At 46.1% G+C, this 19,886-nt stretch carries 21 protein-coding genes; 2 read left to right on the forward strand and 19 right to left on the reverse strand.

The window, feature by feature from the left end; translation table 11 throughout:
* Positions 1–53 precede the first annotated feature (53 nt).
* Positions 54–1,001 (reverse strand): NAD-dependent epimerase/dehydratase family protein, encoded by a 948-nt coding sequence (locus H6629_14425; protein ID MCB9068991.1) that lies wholly within the window; start codon positions 999–1,001, stop codon positions 54–56.
* 274 nt (positions 1,002–1,275) lie between these two features.
* On the opposite strand from H6629_14425, the gene H6629_14430 reads away from it, so the two are divergent.
* Positions 1,276–2,376, forward strand: a complete 1,101-nt coding sequence (locus H6629_14430; protein ID MCB9068992.1) for a VWA domain-containing protein — start codon at positions 1,276–1,278, stop codon at positions 2,374–2,376.
* Positions 2,377–2,620: 244 nt separating this feature from the next.
* Entirely contained in the window at positions 2,621–2,959 is a 339-nt protein-coding gene (locus H6629_14435; protein MCB9068993.1) for a DUF2853 family protein, read from the forward strand.
* 84 nt (positions 2,960–3,043) lie between these two features.
* On the opposite strand, the gene H6629_14440 is transcribed toward H6629_14435, so the two are convergent.
* The 18 genes from H6629_14440 to truA all read right to left on the reverse strand — a co-directional run bounded on the left by H6629_14440 (position 3,044) and on the right by truA (position 19,853).
* Positions 3,044–4,573 carry a glucose-6-phosphate dehydrogenase gene (locus H6629_14440; protein ID MCB9068994.1) on the reverse strand — a complete coding sequence of 510 codons (1,530 nt, stop codon included), beginning with the start codon at positions 4,571–4,573 and terminating at the stop codon, positions 3,044–3,046.
* A 20-nt stretch (positions 4,574–4,593) separates the two neighbouring features.
* Positions 4,594–5,490, reverse strand: coding sequence for a decarboxylating 6-phosphogluconate dehydrogenase (gene gnd, locus H6629_14445; protein ID MCB9068995.1), 897 nt, complete (start codon positions 5,488–5,490; stop codon positions 4,594–4,596).
* Positions 5,491–5,751: 261 nt separating this feature from the next.
* On the reverse strand, positions 5,752–7,194 hold the full coding sequence (locus tag H6629_14450) for an aldehyde dehydrogenase (GenBank protein MCB9068996.1): 1,443 nt from the start codon (positions 7,192–7,194) through the stop codon (positions 5,752–5,754).
* Positions 7,195–7,220: 26 nt separating this feature from the next.
* Positions 7,221–8,012, reverse strand: coding sequence for an SDR family oxidoreductase (locus H6629_14455; protein ID MCB9068997.1), 792 nt, complete (start codon positions 8,010–8,012; stop codon positions 7,221–7,223).
* Between the two features lie 16 nt (positions 8,013–8,028).
* A complete protein-coding gene (locus tag H6629_14460) occupies positions 8,029–9,126 on the reverse strand; it encodes a tryptophan 2,3-dioxygenase (protein ID MCB9068998.1) in 1,098 nt (365 codons plus the stop codon).
* A 182-nt stretch (positions 9,127–9,308) separates the two neighbouring features.
* On the reverse strand, positions 9,309–9,677 hold the full coding sequence (locus tag H6629_14465) for a response regulator (GenBank protein MCB9068999.1): 369 nt from the start codon (positions 9,675–9,677) through the stop codon (positions 9,309–9,311).
* 4 nt (positions 9,678–9,681) lie between these two features.
* The gene (gene gatB, locus H6629_14470; GenBank protein MCB9069000.1) at positions 9,682–11,118 is read right to left on the reverse strand and encodes an Asp-tRNA(Asn)/Glu-tRNA(Gln) amidotransferase subunit GatB; all 1,437 of its coding nucleotides are present in this window, start codon (positions 11,116–11,118) and stop codon (positions 9,682–9,684) included.
* Positions 11,108–12,526: an Asp-tRNA(Asn)/Glu-tRNA(Gln) amidotransferase subunit GatA gene (gene gatA, locus H6629_14475; GenBank protein MCB9069001.1), complete on the reverse strand. Its 1,419-nt coding sequence runs from the start codon at positions 12,524–12,526 to the stop codon at positions 11,108–11,110. Before gatA ends, gatB begins: the two co-directional genes overlap by 11 nt.
* Positions 12,527–12,682: 156 nt before the next feature.
* Positions 12,683–12,934: a twin-arginine translocase TatA/TatE family subunit gene (gene tatA / locus H6629_14480; protein MCB9069002.1), complete on the reverse strand. Its 252-nt coding sequence runs from the start codon at positions 12,932–12,934 to the stop codon at positions 12,683–12,685.
* 135 nt (positions 12,935–13,069) lie between these two features.
* Complete coding sequence (locus H6629_14485; GenBank protein MCB9069003.1) at positions 13,070–13,336, reverse strand: DUF4321 domain-containing protein; 267 nt, start codon at positions 13,334–13,336, stop codon at positions 13,070–13,072.
* Positions 13,337–13,348: 12 nt separating this feature from the next.
* Positions 13,349–14,026: a phosphoribosylformylglycinamidine synthase subunit PurQ gene (gene purQ / locus H6629_14490; protein ID MCB9069004.1), complete on the reverse strand. Its 678-nt coding sequence runs from the start codon at positions 14,024–14,026 to the stop codon at positions 13,349–13,351.
* A gap of 2 nt (positions 14,027–14,028) precedes the next feature.
* The gene (purS, locus tag H6629_14495; GenBank protein MCB9069005.1) at positions 14,029–14,277 is read right to left on the reverse strand and encodes a phosphoribosylformylglycinamidine synthase subunit PurS; all 249 of its coding nucleotides are present in this window, start codon (positions 14,275–14,277) and stop codon (positions 14,029–14,031) included.
* A complete protein-coding gene (gene pssA, locus H6629_14500) occupies positions 14,274–14,996 on the reverse strand; it encodes a CDP-diacylglycerol--serine O-phosphatidyltransferase (protein ID MCB9069006.1) in 723 nt (240 codons plus the stop codon). The genes purS and pssA overlap by 4 nt, the downstream gene beginning before the upstream one ends.
* Positions 14,997–15,079: 83 nt before the next feature.
* Positions 15,080–15,790, reverse strand: a complete 711-nt coding sequence (locus H6629_14505) for a phosphatidylserine decarboxylase family protein (protein MCB9069007.1) — start codon at positions 15,788–15,790, stop codon at positions 15,080–15,082.
* A 28-nt stretch (positions 15,791–15,818) separates the two neighbouring features.
* Positions 15,819–16,505, reverse strand: coding sequence for a hypothetical protein (locus H6629_14510; GenBank protein ID MCB9069008.1), 687 nt, complete (start codon positions 16,503–16,505; stop codon positions 15,819–15,821).
* Positions 16,506–16,519: 14 nt separating this feature from the next.
* Positions 16,520–17,818: an adenylosuccinate lyase gene (locus tag H6629_14515; protein ID MCB9069009.1), complete on the reverse strand. Its 1,299-nt coding sequence runs from the start codon at positions 17,816–17,818 to the stop codon at positions 16,520–16,522.
* Positions 17,815–18,969: a trypsin-like peptidase domain-containing protein gene (locus H6629_14520; GenBank protein MCB9069010.1), complete on the reverse strand. Its 1,155-nt coding sequence runs from the start codon at positions 18,967–18,969 to the stop codon at positions 17,815–17,817. Before H6629_14520 ends, H6629_14515 begins: the two co-directional genes overlap by 4 nt.
* A 152-nt stretch (positions 18,970–19,121) precedes the next feature.
* A complete protein-coding gene (truA, locus tag H6629_14525) occupies positions 19,122–19,853 on the reverse strand; it encodes a tRNA pseudouridine(38-40) synthase TruA (protein MCB9069011.1) in 732 nt (243 codons plus the stop codon).
* Between the last annotated feature and the right edge of the window lie 33 nt (positions 19,854–19,886).

Consider the following 19,886-nt stretch of genomic DNA (forward strand, 5'->3'; position numbering starts at 1 on the left):
GCGTTACAACTGCGTACCAAAATATAATAAAAATTGATGACAACCGCGAACAATCAAACCATCGATTTTCGCGTCAATCTTTCCAACATATCTCTGGTCATCGCATCCAACGAAAAATCCGGTTGCCAACCCCAATCTTTCCGGGCGTTCGAATCATCAATGGAATGCGGCCAGGATTCGGCAATCTGCTGCCGGAAATCGGGTTTGTAATCGCAATTGAATCCCGGTGTGTATTTTTGGATCGATTCAGTGATTTGGGCGGGTGTTAGCGAAAGTGCATGAACATTGTAATTTCTGCGGGACAATTGGTTTGCCGGGGCATCCGCCAAATCCAGAATCGCTTTGATCGCATCCGGCATATACATGAACGGCAGTGGCGTTTGCTGTGCGATAAACGAGGTGCATTTCTGCTTCTGCGATGCGGCAATATACATCTCAACTGCAAAATCGGTTGTGCCGCCGCCGGGCAGCGTTTCTGCACTGATGATGCCGGGATAGCGCAGCGATCGCGTATCGATACCATATTTGTGGTGATAATATTGCATCAGTTTTTCGCCGGCAACTTTGGTTACGCCATACATTGTGGAAGGATTGAGCGCCACATCGTCCGGCGTTTTGTCCTTTGGCGCATCGCTGCCGAATACCGCGATAGTGCTCGGCGCCAGCACTTTTTCAACGGATTTTCGGCGGGCAACTTCCAAAATATTCATCAATCCCTGCAAATTTACTTCGTAAGCCATTTGCGGATTTTGCTCACCATAGGCAGATAAAATAGCCGCCATGTGAAAAATGGTATCGATATCATTTTCGACAACCAGTTTTGCCGTCATGTGCGCATCGAGAACATTTAAATATTTGAAATGACTAAACTTACGGACCATTGCGGTGGGCTTTTGAATATCTGTCGCGATAACTTTTTCCGGACCAAAACGTTTGCCTAATGCCACAACCAGTTCCGATCCGATCTGCCCGCACGCACCTGTAACAAGAATTTGCTTCATGAAATTTCCTATCAGTTAATAAAATGTCGCAGCTTGAAAAGATCATTAAAAAATGGCGTATATTCAAGGAATTGTTGAAATTTTAAACCGTACGCATATAATATTTCCGTCATAAATATAAGAAATTTGAGCATAATGTTGATAATGAATTGTCGAATCCCGTTGCGCCCGGTAAGCCCGGAATCACCCGCAAAATATGCCCTTCGCTTTCGCACCCGGTTGCATTCAGCAGGAAAAATGAGTATGTTAAAGCTGACAAACAGATGAGGCAGTTATGTTAGGCTTTAGATTTTCCGATTTTCAACCGGCTGAAGATAGTGCATCTCAATTTGAAAAATTGCTGGATTTGTTTATGCAAATTTTGACAAAAGTGTCCGGTGATGTTGCCGAAGCGCTCCATTGGCTAAATTTGCTGGACAATAAATATAAATTGACCGACGAAGATTATGGAATGGGCGATTTTATTCAGGATTTGAAAGATAAAGGCTATATAAAAGAAGAAGAACCGGGCAGCGAGCATTTTCGGTTGACCGCCAAATCTGAACAAACCATTCGACAACGGTCGCTGGAAGAAATTTTCGGTAAATTGAAAAAAGCCCAACGCGGCTCGCACAGAACATCGTTTTCCGGTTTGGGCGATGAGCCGACAACCGATCGCAGAAGTTACCAATTTGGCGACAGCATCGAACAGATTGCCATGACCGATAGTTTGCGAAATGCCCAAATTCATCACGGTATTGGAAATTTTCGGATGACCGAAGATGATCTCGAAGTTGTTGAAAATGAGTATAAAACCCAAACGTCTACAGTTTTGATGATTGATATTTCCCATTCGATGATTTTGTATGGGGAGGATCGCATCACGCCCGCAAAAAAAGTTGCCATGGCACTGGCGGAGCTGATTACCAAACGCTACCCGAAAGATACGCTAGATATCATCACATTTGGGAACGATGCCCAGCAAATCGAAATCAAGGATTTGCCATATCTGGAAGTTGGTCCCTACCACACAAACACGGTCGCCGGGCTGGAGTTGGCGATGGATATTTTGCGGCGTCGCAAAAATCCCAATAAACAGATTTTTATGATTACCGATGGCAAGCCAACCTGTTTAAAGGAAGGCTTGAATTATTACAAAAATGCCTTCGGGCTGGACCGGAAAATTGTTAACCGGACCTTGCGGCTTGCCGGGCAATGCCGTAGATTAAATATTGTAATTACGACATTTATGATTGCCAACGACCCGTATTTACAGCAGTTTGTGCGAGATTTTACCCAGGTGAATAACGGCCGTGCATTTTATTCCTCGCTCAATGGTCTCGGTGAATATTTGTTTGAGGACTACGTTCGCAACCGCCGACGCCGGTTACGTTAGATCTTTTAGTTTACCCATCGAATAAATGAATTGGAATTGAACAAAAATCATAAATAATCCAACTTTTTAGTGAAAAATCTAATACATAGACGGATTTAAATTTCGAGATAGCTATTTTATTATTTGAATTTCGTACATAAATTTTGTTTGATTTTCCCTTTTTTAAATGAATTTATTTTTGTAAAATTTTGAGTTATTGTAACGATATGTCCCCATAAAACCATTATTTAAAGGAGCTTAAGCAATGAGTAAATTTGATGAAGCATTAGAACGCTATCAAGGTGAAATGTCCAAATTGGGAATCAAATGCGATGTAGATTTGTTGAAAAAAGTAGCTAAAGGTTTAGGACCGTCCATCTACAACGAAGATTCCTCCAAAGTATCCTGCTCAGACAAAGAAGAATTAGCCCGCGTTAAAAACAATTTTCTGTTGAAAAAACTGGGGATGAAAGACAGCCCGGCATTGGATGCTGCAATTCAGGATGTTTGCCAGCAGCTCGGCAGTGCGAACCGCAATAAATTCCGTGCAATGTTTTATTATTTGTTGGTCAAAAAATTAGGCAAAGAGTCGTTTTACGCTTAATTGTTCATAACATTTTTCAATTAAAAAAGGTTTGATGATTTCATTTCATCAAACCTTTTTTTTAAATCGAATGTAATCAATTGCTTACAGCTCGCAATATTCGCCGTCATCTGCCAAGTTCCGGCAGGGGTAGCGCCAATCATCATCGGGTTCGCCAAATAGTGCGCGCGCCTCCAGCGGCCCCCAGGTTCCTGCGGGATAGCCATAAACCGGGATGTCCGGATTGTTTTCCCACGCCTTCAAAATCGGGTCGACAAACTTCCAGCATGCTTCCACAGCATCACTGCGTGCGAACAGCGTTGCGTCGCCGAGCATGCAATCCAGCAACAGCCGTTCGTAAGCCTGCGGAACGTAAGCATCTGCTATATCTTTATAATGAAAATCCATGTTGACAGTTTTTACATCGAAACCGCTGCCGGGTAATTTCATGTTAAATTTCAGCAAAATACCCTCATCCGGCTGAATTCTTATGATCAGTTTATTACACTCACTGTAAACCGTGCTGGATTGAGAAAATAGTTTGTGGGGCATCTTTTTAAAATGGATCACCACTTCGGTAACGCGGGTTGGTAGGCGTTTGCCGGTTCGAACATAAAACGGCACACCAGCCCAGCGCCAGTTGTCCACAAAAAATTTCACCCCCACATAAGTTGGGGTGCGGGAATCTTCCGGAACGCCTTTTTCCTGCCGATAGCCAAGCTGTTTTTCGCCTCGAACCGTGGCGTTCACATATTGTCCGCGAACAACAAATTTTGGCACATCTGCCTCGCTGATCGGGCGTAATGACTGAAATACTTTGATCGTTTCGTTGCGAACCGCTTCGTCGTTGAATCGCGCCGGTGGTTCCATCGCAACCATTCCCACAACTTGCAGCAAATGGTTCTGGAACATATCGCGCAGTGCGCCGGAGCCGTCGTAATAGCCGCCACGGCTACCCACACCGATATCTTCCGCAGATGTAATCTCGATATGATCCACATAATTGTTATTCCACAACGGTTCGAAAATGCCGTTGGCAAAGCGGAAAACCAGCAGATTTTGAACGGTTTCTTTTCCGAGATAATGATCGATCCGGTAAATCTGGCTTTCATTAAAATGGGTGTGCAGGCTGTTGTTCAATTCCCGGGCTGTTTCAAGATCGTAGCCAAATGGTTTTTCGACGATCAGCCGCCGCCAGCCGCTATCTTCTTCGCTCAATCCCATTTGCGCCAATCCTTTGGAAATATCGCCAAATAAAAATGGGGGAACGGATAGGTAAAAAAGATAGTTTCCGCAACATTCAAATTCGTTATCCACTGCCAACAATTTTTTATGCAGTTGATTGTAAGCGTTGTAATCTTTGAAATCCAGCGCGGTGTAATACAGTCGATCCAAAAATTCTTGCGTTTTTTGGTCGCTGGTTTCGGGATCGCGGGCAAATGTGTTGGCGCCTTCGAGCATTTTGGCGCGGAATTCTTCATCGGTCATTTCTGCGCGGCTGGTGCCCAAAATGGCAAATTTTTCCGGCAGCAACCCGCGTTCAAATAAATTGAATAACCCCGGAATGAGTTTTCGATAGGTCAGATCGCCGGATGCACCAAAAATTACCATAATACAGTTTTGAGGTTTTTCCATAATTTTTCCTTTTTTCCGGGTTATTTGCGTTTGACGGCATGTCCGCCAAACTGGTTGCGCAATGCCGCCAGCACTTTGTTGCCGAACGATTCTTCCTGACGGGAGCGGAATCGGGCAAACAGTGAATGGGTAATTACCGGTGCAGGTACGTCAAAATCGATGGCAGCCTGCACAGTCCAGCGACCTTCGCCGCTATCCGGCACAAAATCTTTGATGCTCTCCAGTTTCGGATCGTCGGCAAAGGCGCGCTCCGCCAATTCCAGCAACCACGAGCGTACCACGCTGCCATATTGCCAAACGTTGGAAATGGCTCGCAAATCCAGGTCATACGGCGATTTTTCCATAATTTCAAAGCCTTCGGCGTAAGCCTGCATCATGCCGTATTCGATGCCGTTGTGCACCATTTTCACGAAATGCCCGGAACCGCTCGGACCGCAATGCAGGTAACCGTTTTCTGGTGCCAACGTTTTCAACGCCGGTTCAATGTGCTGGCAAGCTTCTTTTTCGCCGCCATACATCAGGCAATAGCCGTTTGCGAGTCCCCAAACGCCGCCGCTGGTGCCGCAATCGATATATTTGATCCCTTTTTCATTCAAATCTTCCGCGCGTTTGCGGGTGTCGTGCCAGTTGGAATTGCCGCCATCCACAATAATATCGCCGGCCGAAAGGTGGGGCAACAAGCTCTGAATAACCCTGTCGACGATCTCGCCCGCAGGAACCATCATCCAAACCACTTTTCTTCCGGGAAGTTTGCCGGTGAGATCCTGCATGTCTTTTGCCGCAATCGCGCCATTGGTTACGGCCTCTTTCACCGCATCCGCATTCAAATCGAAAACGACAACTTCGTGACCATCGCGTATCAGCCGGGTGGTCATATTTCCACCCATTTTGCCCAAACCGATCATGGCTATTTTCATTTTGGCTCCTTTGTCAAAGTTTTAGAGTTTTCAGATAAAAGAATAACGAATCTTTGCTGCGTGCGCAAATGCAGAAAAAATTGTTACTGTTTTGTGATAAAATGGTGGTTGGCGGCTAAAAAAATATGGTTTTGAATAAGTGAAAATTTTAGGGCTAAAAGTGCGGCTCAGCACGGAGCCCTGTTACGAAACGTCCGCTTTCGGGAGAATGATCGCGAAACTTCGGTTACGCAAAATAAACGTTTTGATTTTACGACATGATTATATTTTGATACAAACATTTTTTGGCTCAGTGAAAAAGCGCAGCGCCTCAAAACCGCCCTCGCGACCCATTCCGGATTGTTTCATTCCACCGAAAGGCGTGCGCAAATCACGCAGCATCCAGCAATTTACCCATGCAATACCGTAGTTTAGTTGGTTTGACAATCGGTGGGCACGGGTTAAATCTTCTGTCCAAATGGTTGCGGCAAGCCCGTATGGCGTGCCGTTTGCGAGTTGGAGCGCTTCAATTTCATCGTCAAACGGTGCGATCGTTACCACCGGACCAAATATTTCTTCCTGATTGACGCGGCAGTCGATCGGTAGCCCCTCGATGATGGTTGGTTCAAAAAACCAGCCATTGCGGCAGCGTCCGTCCAGCTGAACGGCATTTCCGCCGCATAAAATTTCGCCGCCTTCTTTTTCGGCAAGCTGCACATACGATTTAATTTTCTGCAAATGTTCACCGGAAATAACCGCACCCTGCAATGTGCCGTCGGCTAACGGATCGCCGATTTCCAGATCACGGGCGTATTCCACAAAATCGTTGCGGAACCGTTCGTAAAGCGAGTTTTCCACATATATTCGCGATCCGCACAAACAAATTTGCCCCTGATTGGTGAATGACGACCGCAGGGTTGTGGCGAGCATGTCGTCATAATTGCAATCATCAAAAATGATGACCGGATTTTTTCCGCCCATTTCCAGTGATAATTTTTTGAACATCGGTGCGGCTGTTTTGGCAATTTCGCGACCGGTTTTGGTGCCGCCGGTAAATGAAATTGCTGAAACATCAGGATGTTCGACAATCGATTTTCCGGCAAAATTCCCAAACCCGTGAATAATATTGAGCACACCGGGCGGTAATTCGATGTCATTGCAAATTTGCGCCAGCAAAAATGCCGTCATCGGCGTGATTTCGGACGGTTTGGCGATCACGCAATTTCCGGCGGCGAGCGCAGGTGCTATTTTCCAACTGAACAGATACAGCGGCAAATTCCACGGCGAAATGCAACCCACAACACCCAACGGCTGGCGCAAAGTGTAGTTGATGGCGGTGTTTTCCATCATATGCGATTCGCTGGCAAAATGTAAAATGCCGGATGCGAAAAATCTGAAATTGCTCGCAGCTCGCGGAATATCAACACTTTGCGAAAGCCACAGTGGTTTTCCGGTGTCGTTGGTTTCTGCAAGTGCCAGTTCTTCCAGTTGATCTTCTATTCGCTGAGCAATTTGAAAGAGCATTTTTGCACGATCCTGTGCAGACGTATTTTGCCACTCTGGAAAAGCGTTTTGGGCGGCTTCGACAGCCAGTTGCACATCGCGATGATCCGAATCGGGTAATTTCGCATAAATTTCCCCGGTTGCCGGGTTGGACGTTTCGATATAATTCCCGGAAACCGGTGCGCAAAACTCGCCGTTGATGTAATTTGCAATTGTTTTCATCTGTTTTTCAGTAGTTAAAATTTGGGTTACAGGCAAGCCGTTCTGCCGCCATCCACCGGCAGGTTGATGCCATTAATATACGCCGCAGCCGGCGATGCCAGAAATGCCGCTGCATTGGCAACCTCGTGGGCTTCGGCAAAGCGCCGTGCGGGAATCGATTCGCGCATTTTTGCAGCCATTTCCTCCGGAGTAATTCCGGCGGAATTCGCATGTTTATCAATAATATCGAACAACCGTTGTGTCTCGGTTGCGCCCGGAAGCACGTTGTTTACGGTGATCCCAAATGGCGCCAGCTCACCGGCAAGTGTTTTTGCCCAGCTTGCCACCGCGCCGCGAATGGTGTTGGAAACGCCCAAACCGGGAATCGGCTGTTTTACAGATGTCGAAATGATGTTGATGATTCTACCGTAACCGGCTGTTTTCATTCCGTTTACGAAAGTTGTCGCCAGAATTTGGTTACAAATTAAATGGCGATTGAACGCAGTTTCGAACGCGCTCGTTGCAGCGTCGATGGCGGTTCCGGCTGGCGGACCACCACTATTATTGACCAAAATATGCACCGGTTGGGGATTTGTTGATTGCCAATCACTCAACCGAATCCGGAGTTTTTCCGGCTCGTCAAAATCGCAACTTAAAAAGGTGTGCTGTTGTTGGGCCGATGATGGCAGCGATTCACATATGTTTTGCAGTTTGTCCGCGTTTCGGGCAATCAGCAGCAAATTTGCGCCAAGTTCTGCAAACAATTCTGCAATCGCCAAACCGATACCCTGAGTGCTGCCGCAAACCGCTGCGGTTTTTCCGTCCAATCGAATATTCAAAGCTATTAACCTTCTGTTATTTCTGGGTTTGGGTAAAATAGAAACTGAGTTTTTTCTCGATCTGTTTTGGCAAATCGGGAATCATCGATCGTGGAATCAGAAATGTCGGAATATTGAATAAATCAGCGAAAACGCGATGACTCTCCGCCGTATTTTTCAAATAGCTGTAGCCGGCGGAACCGCCGGTGCCGGTTTTGCGCCCGAGCATTCGCAGCACCATCAGCGCGTGCCGGTAGCGCCATGTGGATAGCAATTCATCCACATCCAGTATTTCCGCGAGCAATTTGAACGGGAGGTGCAAAATCGGCTGATCGCGATACAAATTAATAAACAATCCGGCCAGCATCGCTTTATAAGACAGGCGTCGCCGCCCGTTTTGAACCAGTTCATCGTGCCGGTTTTGATTCAAAATTGTTTCAAAATGTAGCTCTGTCATGTGAATCATTTGTTCGCGGTGTTTTAATTCTGTTTCTGTAAGTTTTTGTTTTGAAAGGAGTTTACGTTCGTCTGCCAACATTTTTTCGACAGAATTGCTGTAGGCATCCAAAAAGTTGAAGCCTTTTAATTCCAGAAATGGCGTTCGCTCCAGCCAGTTTTCCAGCATGTCCAAAAGCGATGGAGAATTTTCGGCTTCGATCAGCGCGTCGCGTTCGGTTTTCTCATATAATTCGTGATAAGCCGTTTGGCTATAGCGAATCCGCTGATCGGTTTTCAGCCCGAGCCGGATTTCCAGCATCCGGAATTGGAAGCTCTGAAATCCCGAGGCAGGGGAGAGGTAGCCGCGAAAATCGAGAAAATCCAGTGCCGTCATCGTTTCCAGAATGCGAATTTGGTCGATCAGCACTTTTTCAATTTCAACAATCCGGTGCAGCCGCTGAACCGCAATCCCGATGTTGCGTTCATCCACATATTTTTCGCGAAACATGGTAATTACTGATTCCAGCTCATGCAATATTTGTTTAAACCATAATTCATACGTTTGATGAATAACGATAAACAACATCTCATCGTGAGATGGCTTCCCGACTTGCTCGCTGATTGGCGATTGGCTGTCCAAAATGCGATCCAATTGAAGATAACCGGAATAGTTTACCGGCGTTTTGTTTTTTGCCATTTCAATTTGACCTGTGAGATTCGGATTTTTTGAAGATGAGTTCGAGCTATTTTGCAATATTTAAATTACAGTATTTGGGTAGTTAGCTATCGCTGTTGTGATAATGACCCGGTTTGTATAAAGATTTTTAAAGCCACACAAATACAATAATAACAGGGTCTTAAAATAAAAAAACAACCGGATCATTGATCGATAAATTCTTTGATCATTTCCTGAAAATCTTTTATCATAAATGGTTTGGGCATAAACCGAACGGAATTTTCTCTCAGAAAATTGTCGAAATAATCTTGCGGCTCGTAACCGGACATAAAAATAATACGTTTTTCCAGATGCGGGTAATTGGGAATTATTTTTTTATAAAGGTCAATTCCGTTGATGTCCGGTAATGATAAATCCATAATAACCAATTGGATAGCATGTGTTGCCAAAGCCTGCTCTGCCGCTTCTCCGGAGCCAGCCAAAACCGCTTCCTGATCCAAAAGTTCTACAACATCGCGAAGTAATTCCGCAATATAATCCTGATCCTCAATAATTAAAATTTTACCTTCCACACGCCTATCCGTTCAATTTCTCTTTTAATAATTGATTTACAACTGCGGGATTCGCTTTTCCGCGGGTTTCTTTCATCACCAGCCCGACAAAAAAACCGATCACTTTATCTTTGCCGCCTCTGTATTCTTCGACCTGTTTGGGATTTTTTTCAATAATTTCATCGATAATCGGCTCTATTTTGCTGGAATCGGAAATTTGGGAGAGTCCTTTTTCATCAATAATCGCCGGTGCGGTTTTGCCCGATTCGAGCATAAATTCATACACCGTTTTGGCGATTTTTAACGAAATCGAATCATTTTGAATCAAATTGAGTAATTCCGCAATGTTTTTTGCCGGAATAGGGTAATTTTCGATCGAAATTTTCTGCTCATTCAACACCCGGATAATTTCGGTCATCACCCAATTGCTGGCGAGTTTGTAATCCGGGCAATCTGCAACAATTGCTTCGTAAAAATCAGCCAGCGATTTGCTGTCGGCAATCAGCGCTGCGTCGTATTCCGGCAACCCGTAATCGTTCACAAAGCGTTGTTTTTTTGCGTTTGGCAATTCCGGCAAACCTGCTTTGATGTCCGCAATCCATTCATCGGAAACAATCAGCGGCGTCAAATCGGGGTCGGGAAAGTAGCGGTAATCGTGCGCTTCCTCTTTGCTGCGCATCGACCGGGCAACGTTGGCGTTGGCATCCCACAACAGCGTTTCCTGAACGATGGTTCCGCCACTTTCGACAATTTGTATTTGCCGGTTGATTTCGTAAATCAGCGCCCGTTCCACATTGCGGAAGGAATTCATATTTTTTACCTCGGTTTTTACACCGAGATTTTTATCGCCTTTCCGGCGAATGGAAACGTTGGCATCGCAACGGAGGCTGCCTTCTTCCATATTTCCGTCGCAAATTTCGAGATAGGTTACCAATTGTTTGATAGCCGTGAGATAGGCATACGCTTCTTCCGGCGATTGAATATCGGGCTCTGTGACGATTTCGATCAGCGGAACGCCGCTGCGGTTGAGGTCCACCAGCGTATCGTGTCCGGCCAGCGCCGGATCGTGGATGGATTTGCCCGCATCTTCCTCAAGGTGAATCCGGTTGAGGCGAATATTTTTTTTCACACCATCAACCTCGATGGGCACAAACCCCGCGCTGCAAATCGGGAATTCATATTGCGAAATCTGGTAACCTTTTGGCAAATCGGGATAAAAATAATGTTTCCGGGCAAATTGACTATATTTCGCAATAGTGCAGTTTGTCGCCAATCCCATCCGAATGGCAAACTCAACCGCACGGCGATTGAGCACCGGCAGCACTCCGGGAAGCCCCAAAATAACGGGATCGGTTTTACTGTTGGCTTCGCCGCCGAATGTTGCGCTGGATGCGCTGAAAATTTTGGATTCTGTCAGCAATTGCGCGTGAACTTCCAATCCAATCACGGCTTCAAATGTCATTTGCAATCTCCTCCACCTGGCTCCCGAATGTCAACAGTGTTGTTTCGTCAAATGTGTTGGCAAAAATTTGCACGCCGATGGGCATGCCGGAAACATCCGTTCCGGCGGGAACGGACATCGCGCAAATGCCAGATAAATTTGCTGTAACTGTATAAATATCAGATAAATACATTTGCAGCGGATCGGCGGTTTTTTCGCCAATTTTGAACGCGGTTGTCGGCGTTGTAGGGGTGAGCAGCACATCCACTTCGGCAAAGGCTTTATCATATTCTGCTTTGATGAGCCGCCGAACCTGCATTCCTTTTTTGTAATAGGCATCGTAATATCCGGAAGACAACACGTATGTGCCCAGCATAATCCGCCGTTTTACCTCCGTCCCGAAACCCTCGCTGCGGGAGTGAACATACATCGATTCCAGATCAGTGGCTTTTTCTGACCGGTGACCGTAGCGCACGCCGTCATACCGGGAAAGATTGGACGATGCCTCCGCCGTTGCAATAATGTAATACGTTGCAATCGCATATTCCGTCAACGGGAGATCAACCGGTTTGGTTTGAAATCCGCGTTTTTTCAATTCGTCGATTATATTGGAAATCCGTTTGCTGATTTCGGGATCCAGCCCATCCTGAAAAAATTGCCCGGGAATACCGATGGTCAGCGGTGCTTTTCTGTTTGCTGAAATATCCGTCAAATAATCGGGAACGGGGCGATTGGCAGATGTTGAATCATTCGGATCAACGCCGGCAATTACTTTCAGCAACATTGCGGCATCCGCAACGCTGCGCCCGAAAGTGCCGATTTGGTCGAGTGATGAGGCATAGGCAACCAGCCCGAACCGCGAAACCCTGCCATACGTTGGTTTTAATCCTACAACGCCGCAAAACGCAGCAGGTTGGCGAACCGAACCGCCGGTATCGCTGCCCAACGCGAGATCAGCCATTCCGGTTGCCACTGCAACCGCCGAACCGCCGCTGGAGCCGCCGCAAACAAAATCCGGTTTCAGCGGATGGTGTGCCGGACCAAAGGCCGAATTTTCGGTGGATGAGCCCATCGCAAATTCATCCAGATTGGTTTTCCCGATGATCAATCCATCCGCATCCAAAATTTTTTGAACAACCGTTGCGTCATACGGCGAAACATATTTTTCGAGAATATTGGATGCGCAAGTTACCGGCTCATCTTTGATACAAAGGTTGTCTTTTAACGCAATTACTACACCGGCGAGTGCACCGAGCGGCGCTCCGGCAGCCCGTTTTTGGTCGATCTCCCGGGCGCGTTGGCGCGCTTTTTCGGCATCAACAAAAATAAAAGCGTTCAAATGTTTGTGGGTTTCAATTGATTGAAGATATTTCTCAATTTCATCGCTGAGTAAAAATTCACCCTGAACAAAGCGGCTGTGTTTTGAAATCGCAGACTCCAAGATAACTGCTCCCTATGTAAACGCATTATTCAAAGCATGAAATAATGTGGTTTCTAAACAAATCGGCCGGCGTTTGATAACCGGCCGATTTATAATAATTGGATTATTGTCGAGGTTTGTAGATTGGACCTGAATGGTATTCGCTCAGGAATTTTCCTGCTGACGCGATTCCGTGTTCTGAGGTTCTGAAGCTCTCGGCGGCGGCGGGGTTTGCCGGGGACGGTCATCAATTTTATCCAAATCGAATTCGTCCTTTAGACCCTTGGTTGCATGTTTAAATTCCTGTATCGATCGACCCAGCGATTTTGCAAGCTCCGGCAATCTTTTGGCACCGAAAAGCAACACCACCAACAAAAAGATGACGACAAGTTCTCCAGCACCCATGTTGAACGGCATAATTTGCCTCCTTAATTAACGAATGAAATTTCCCCTAAAAAACGGTCAAACTTGAAGTTTGACGATTAACAGTGAACTCTAGAATTTACATTCTGTTCAAGATAAATCATAATTTTTTGTAGAAAAAGTGATCCTTTAGTCCATCCAGCGTAACAGATAGGCGATGATCACGATGCCCAAAACGCCAATAATATTGATGTTCAGTGAAAAACCGAGCGTAAAACTAACCACATTCAAATTAACGGTTGCCGGTCCAAAACTGAAATCCACCAAATGGCGCAGAAAAAATTGTTTCACCACACTTTCGGGTAATACCGCATTTATGGCATCGCCGATAACACTACCGACAACACTGCCCATAACCAACAGTAATGCATAATATCCCAGGCCTCTTCTTCGCATATCAATTTTCCGTTAAGCTGTTATAGATTCAAAAATGTAGCGTCCGTCTTCGGAGCCCAGAATTTTTTCCATCGCACGTTCCGGGTGGGGCATCATGCCCAGCACGTTGCCCTGTTTGTTGATAACGCCGGCGATATTATCTACTGATCCGTTGGGATTTGCAGTTTCGCTGATCTCATTTTCGCTGTTCACGTAGCGGAAAACGATCTGATTGTTATCCTGCAAGGATTTGTGCGTATCGGCATCGGCAAAATAATGACCTTCACCGTGTGCAATGGGAATTTTCAACGCATGGTTTTTGGGAATTTTTTGGGAAAACCGGGTAGACTGATTTTCATTTCGCAAATACACATATTTGCAAACAAACCGCAAACCACTGTTCCGCAGCAAAGCGCCGGGAAGCAATCCGGTTTCCACCAGAATTTGAAACCCGTTGCAAACGCCGATAACCGGTTTGCCTGATTTCGCAAAATCGGAAACAGCGCGCATAATCGGCGAAAATTTGGCAATCGCACCGGAGCGCAAATAATCGCCGTATGAAAATCCGCCCGGCAGCGCAACAAAATCGTAACCGCTCAGATCGGCAGTTTTATGCCAGACAAACTCAGCCTGATGTCCCATCAATTGCAGCGCGTGCAGCATATCGCTATCACAATTGGAGCCGGGAAAAACTATCACAGCGCTTTTCACAATCAATCCTCCAGATAAACCAGTTCAAAATCTTCGATCACCGGGTTGGCGAGCAGTTTGCGTCCGGCTTCGCGAGCCATTTCTTCGGCAGCTTCGCGGGATGTGCCGTCCGCAACATTCAGTTCAATCCATTTACCGATGCGAACATCTTCCAATTGATCAAAGCCAAGGTGGATCAGCGCGTTGTGAACCGCTTTGCCCTGCGTATCGAGAATGCTGGGTTTCAGGCGAACTTTAACGGCTATCTTCATTTCGATATATCCTCTGATTCTGTTGGTTGCTGCCCATTCTTTTTGATGGCTTTGATGGCGGCATTCAAAAGTCCGGACAAAATATACATTACCGAAAGCGGAAAAAATAAGCTATGGGGATAAAAAACAATTCCAATGACACAAAAGACAACCAGAAATATTTTCAATGAATTTGCAAAACCGTGACCCAATTTGAAATTGGGCATCATTTCGTAACGAATGTTGCTGATCATTAACAATCCGACCATCAAAATCAGCGCGAAAAACACTTTCGACCAGCGCAGTTGGTTCCACATTTCCAGATTAAACAACACAAAAGTGCAAATCGTAACCGCAGCAGCCGGAATTGGCAATCCGCTGAAATGATCTTTGTGAAATCCTTTGGATTGGACGTTAAAGCGCGCCAACCGAATGGAGCCGAATACCAGTGGTGTAAAGCTGGCTAACAGACCCAAAGTACCCCATTGATAAAAAAAAGTATAATATGCCAGCGTCGATGGCGCTAAGCCAAAAGAAATAACATCCGCCAGCGAATCGTACTGAACGCCAAAATCGGATGCGCTGTCGGTGAGCCGCGCCAATTTGCCGTCCAGAACATCGAGAACGGCAGCAGCAATGATCAGCCAAGCAGCTGTCACAAAGCGGTTTTCGCCTGCACCGGAGCCATATGCGGTTGCAGATAAAATTGTGGAATAATAGCCGCAAAACATGTTTGCCATGGTAAAAAAACCTGGCACTATACTGGCATTTACTCGCAATTTAACTCCTGGGTTATTTAACTAAATTCAGATAAAATATGAATTTAAGATACTTCTGTTTTTGGCAGCTCAACAATGGTTTTTGCTTCTGTCTGAAGATCACCTTCGTTGGGGAAAGTTGCCAAAATGGTTTCGCCGCAGCGCACGGTTTGTCCGGTTTTGACCAAAACTTTGGCATTGATGGGCAGAAAAATATCCACCCGGCTACCATAGCGGATCAGCCCCATTCGTTCGCCAGCGTTTTTCCAGTCGCCTTCACGGAGATTACAAATGATCCTTCTGGCAATCAATCCGGCAATTTGTTTGAACAGCACCTGATGACCGTACTCATTTTTCACACCGATTGCCGTTTGCTCATTTTGCGAAGATGCGGCTTCTTTGAACGCCGCTAAAAATTTCCCGGTGCGATATGCGAGATAATCCACATGCCCGGAAATGGGCATGCGGTTAACATGCACATTGAAAACAGACAGAAAAATGCTGATCTGATGAGTATTTTTTTTGAAATACTCCGTTTCGTGAACCTTTTGAATCGTGACAATTTTGCCATCTGCCGGTGCAATGACGGCCAACGGATTTCGGGGCACATTGCGATCCGGATCGCGAAAAAAATACATATTAAACACAGACAAAATGCCCAAAACGATGCTCGTCGTCAATGAAACGGGGTGTGGAAAAAAATACCACACAACCACGCTAACCAGAAAAACAATGATTGTACCGATAATAATGCCAAGTCCATCTCTGGCGAACAAGGTGTTCTCCTTTGCTTAAATCCGGCGATCAGGCGCCGCCTAAAATACGTTCTTTAATGGATTTATAGGCTTTGAGGTCTTTGTCTTTTCCTTCGGAAAATTTTTCGAAAGAACCGTCTTCCTTCAATCCCCATAAATTAATGGTATCCAATGTCAATTCGTCGCTCAACAGGATCTGGTTGTTGGCTCTGCCAAATTGCAGCGTAAAATTGATCAGCTTCAATTGTTTGCGATCGAAAAAAGATTTCAGCACAGCGTTTACTTTTGTGGCAATGCGCATGATGCTGGTCATGTCTTTTCGTTCGCAAATGCCCAGCGCATATGCGTGATACTCGTTGATCATCGGATGTTTTTTGTCGGCATCCTTAAAATACAATTCCACAACCGGGAATTCCAGCACTTTCCCTTCATCCAGCCCAAAGCGGTCTGCGAGGGATTTGGATGCAACATTATATACCGAAATGATGATCGGGATATCTTCAATTTTACGTGCGGTAAAACTTTTGTCATCTGATCTGCGATTAAAATAAGTGGGAACGTTGTAACTTTCGAGATACTCAAAAAAATAGGTGTTAACCTCGTTATTCAGCATTGCAATTTCTGAAGCATCTTTCTTTTTTCCGCCATCATTAAATGCGACCAACACCTGGTCCGCCTGATTGGTGGCATAAATTTTTTTCCCGCCGTCGTCGACTAACAAATCTTTAATTTCCACAGTAATTCCTCCGGTTATTCAATCAACCCCAGCCTTTTAAAAGGCACGTCGATATTTTTTAAACGATTTTCAAGGTTGCAAATTGATTTTAGTTCGTTTTTAGTTAGGTATTTGAGAATTTCATCGTCTTTTAATAATTCATCCAGCAAAGTGGTGTTATTGTGATACAAATTCAGCGCGTTGCGTTGCACCATCCGGTACGCTGCCTCGCGGGTGATGCCTTTGTCCACCAATGCCAGTAAAATGGATTGTGAAAAAACCAATCCGCGTCCTGCATCCAGATTACGGCGCATATTGTCCGCATTTACAACCATCCCATCCAGCAGATGACGGGTTTTTTCGAGCATGTAATATAACGTAATTGTGGAATCTGGCAAAATTACCCGCTCCACAGATGAATGGGAAATATCGCGTTCATGCCAAAGTGCCACATTTTCCAACGCAGCCACCAGATTGCCGCGAATGAGTCGCGCCATTCCGCAAATGCGTTCGGAAATAATCGGGTTCTTTTTATGCGGCATCGCCGATGAGCCTTTTTGCTTTGAGCCGAACGGCTCTTCCACTTCGAGCACTTCGGTGCGTTGCAGGTGGCGAATTTCCAGCGCGATTTTTTCCAGCGTTGCGGCAACAACGGAAAGCGCAGCAACATATTCCGCATGCCGGTCGCGTTGCAGCACCTGGGTGGAAATTTCTGCCGGCGTCAATCCCAGTTTTTCGCAAACATATTCTTCCACAAACGAATCCATATGGGCAAACGTGCCAACCGCTCCGGAAATTTTCCCGACCGAAATCGTACGGATTGCGCTGAGCATCCGTTCCCGGTTTCGCAGCATCTCGCCATACCACACAGCCAGTTTAAATCCGTAAGTTAACGGCTCTGCGTGCACACCGTGCGAGCGTCCGACCATCACCGTGTTTTTGTAGCGAACAGCTTGTTTTTTCAGGACTTCCAGCACTGCATCTAATTTATTGAGAATCAGCTCGCCGGCCTGTTTCATCTGGATGGAAAGCGCCGTATCCAGCACATCGGACGAAGTCATGCCGTAATGCACAAACCGTGATGATTCGCCAACATATTCCGAAACATTGGTCAAAAATGCAATCACATCGTGATGAATTTCCGCCTCAATTTCCAGAATTCGCTGAACGTTGAAATTGGCTTTTTCGCGGATTTCGGTGACGGCAGATTCGGGAATCCGGCCCAGTTTGGCTTGTGCTTCGCATGCGGCAATCTCTATATCCAGCCAGATGCGAAAGCGATTTTCATCTTCCCAAATTTGCCCGATCTCCGGGAGTGTATAACGATCAATCATCGTATTCTCGGGTTTTGTTCAAGTTTTACGGTAAAATTTTTTTCATTGCCATCGCGGTTAACGGTGAATTGCAGCACTGTGCCAACCTTCAGATCCGTATTGCGTAGCTTCTGGATGAAATCTTCGCGGCTGGTAACGCTTTGGCCGTTCAACCCGGTGATCACATCGTATTCCGTCAACCCGCCGCGATCTGCCGGACTTGATTTTTCAATCGCAGTAATGATTGCGCCGTAGTTGATGGAAAGGTTGAGTGCACGAATGATCCGCTGATTGAGGCTGACCACCTGATCGATGCCTAACCAGATATTCCGGTCGACCCCGCCGTTTTCACGAATTTCTGATACAATATTTTGAATCCGGTCGATCGGAATGGCAAAACCGATACCGATGGAACCCGATTCATGTTGATTTCCGGTATAGATAAATGTATTCATTCCAATAACTTGCCCCAACGCATTTACCAATGGCCCGCCGCTGTTGCCGTGGTTAATTGCCGCATCCGTTTGTATCATATCCAGATACAGTGCACCTTCGTTGGTTCTGCCCCAGTCGCGATCCACCGCGCTGATGACACCGACCGTCACAGTCGGCTGGTCGTTCAACGCTACCAGTCCGAACGGGTTGCCAAAAGCAATCACCCATTCACCGACCATTAAATCATCCGATTTGCCAAACGGGATAAACGGAAATCCGTCGCCATCCACTTTCAAAAGGGCGATATCCGTTGCGCGATCCGAACCGACCAGTTTTGCGTTAAGATGCTGGCCGTCGGTTGTGGTAATTAAGATTTCCCGGGCATTGCTTACAACGTGTTCGTTGGTGACAATAAAACCATCCGCAGAAATAAAAAAACCGGAGCCCAGCGATTCAACTTCTCTTTCGCTCATCCGGTTGCGATAAAATTCCGGAAAAAACAGGCTCAACGGCTCACGTCGTTGAAACCGCTGCACTTGTTTAACATTGATGCCCACAACCGCCGGACTGACGGTTGCAACCGCACGGGTGATCGCATTTTGCCGGGACAAATACAAATTTTCTGTGGAAATTGAGATCGGTTGGGGTTCGGAAACGGTGGCTGCAGGAGAGCCAGTTGTATCTTGTTCAGATTCCTGTTTAACACTTTGGCAACTCAGCGACGGGATGATTAACATGCAAAACAAAAAGCTGATCCACAGTTGCGAAAAACGGAAGCTGCCGGAATTTTTTTTCCGGATTTTCTCGTTTTATGGTTGAATGTCCATCCAGAAACATTTGCCGTTTCCTGAGCAAAATATTCATTTGTTGATTTGTATTTATCATCTTGTTAATAAACAACTTCCTCAAGAACCAACCCTTTTGCCGGTGCCGCCGGACCTGCGGTTGTCCGATCGCAGGATTGAAATATTTCCTGAAAATCGGCAACGCTGAAACGCCCTTTGGCAACATCGACCATCGTGCCGACCAGCGTTCGCACCATGCCGTGCAAAAAGCGATTGGCTGTTACGCGATAAATCCAAAACCCGTTTTCCTGCCGCCAAAAAGATTCGGAAATGATACATCTTTTGTGTTCCGTATCCGTTTCCACCCGGCAAAATGCGCCAAAATCGTGATCGCCGGTTAGCATTGCGGCAAGTTCCGCAAAAACCTCCGTATTCATCGGTTGAAACACTTGCCAGCAATAATTGCGGTGCAGCGCGGATATTTCATTCGTCAAAAAATATTGATACACTCTCGCGGTTGCATCAAAACGGGCGTTAAATGTTGCGCTGACAATTTCTGCGGATTTCACAACCACATCATCCGGCAAATGGGCGTTTAATCCCATTTTAATGTTGTATACCGGCAAATCACGGGTTAGTGGGAAATTGACCACTTGCCCTCGCGCATGAACACCGGTATCGGTTCTGCCGGCTGCCGTAACCCGCACAGTTTCGCCGGTTAGTTTGTGGATCGCTTTTTCCAGCACATCCTGAACCGTAGGCATTGCAACCTGGTATTGCCAGCCGAAATAAGCTGTTCCGTCGTATTCAACAATCAGTTTAACGTTGCGCGTCATTCAATTTCACACCGGATCATACTGCAATTCTTA

The organism is Calditrichia bacterium (assembly GCA_020634975.1).
In the GTDB taxonomy this organism is placed as follows: Bacteria; Calditrichota; Calditrichia; order RBG-13-44-9; family J075; genus JACKAQ01.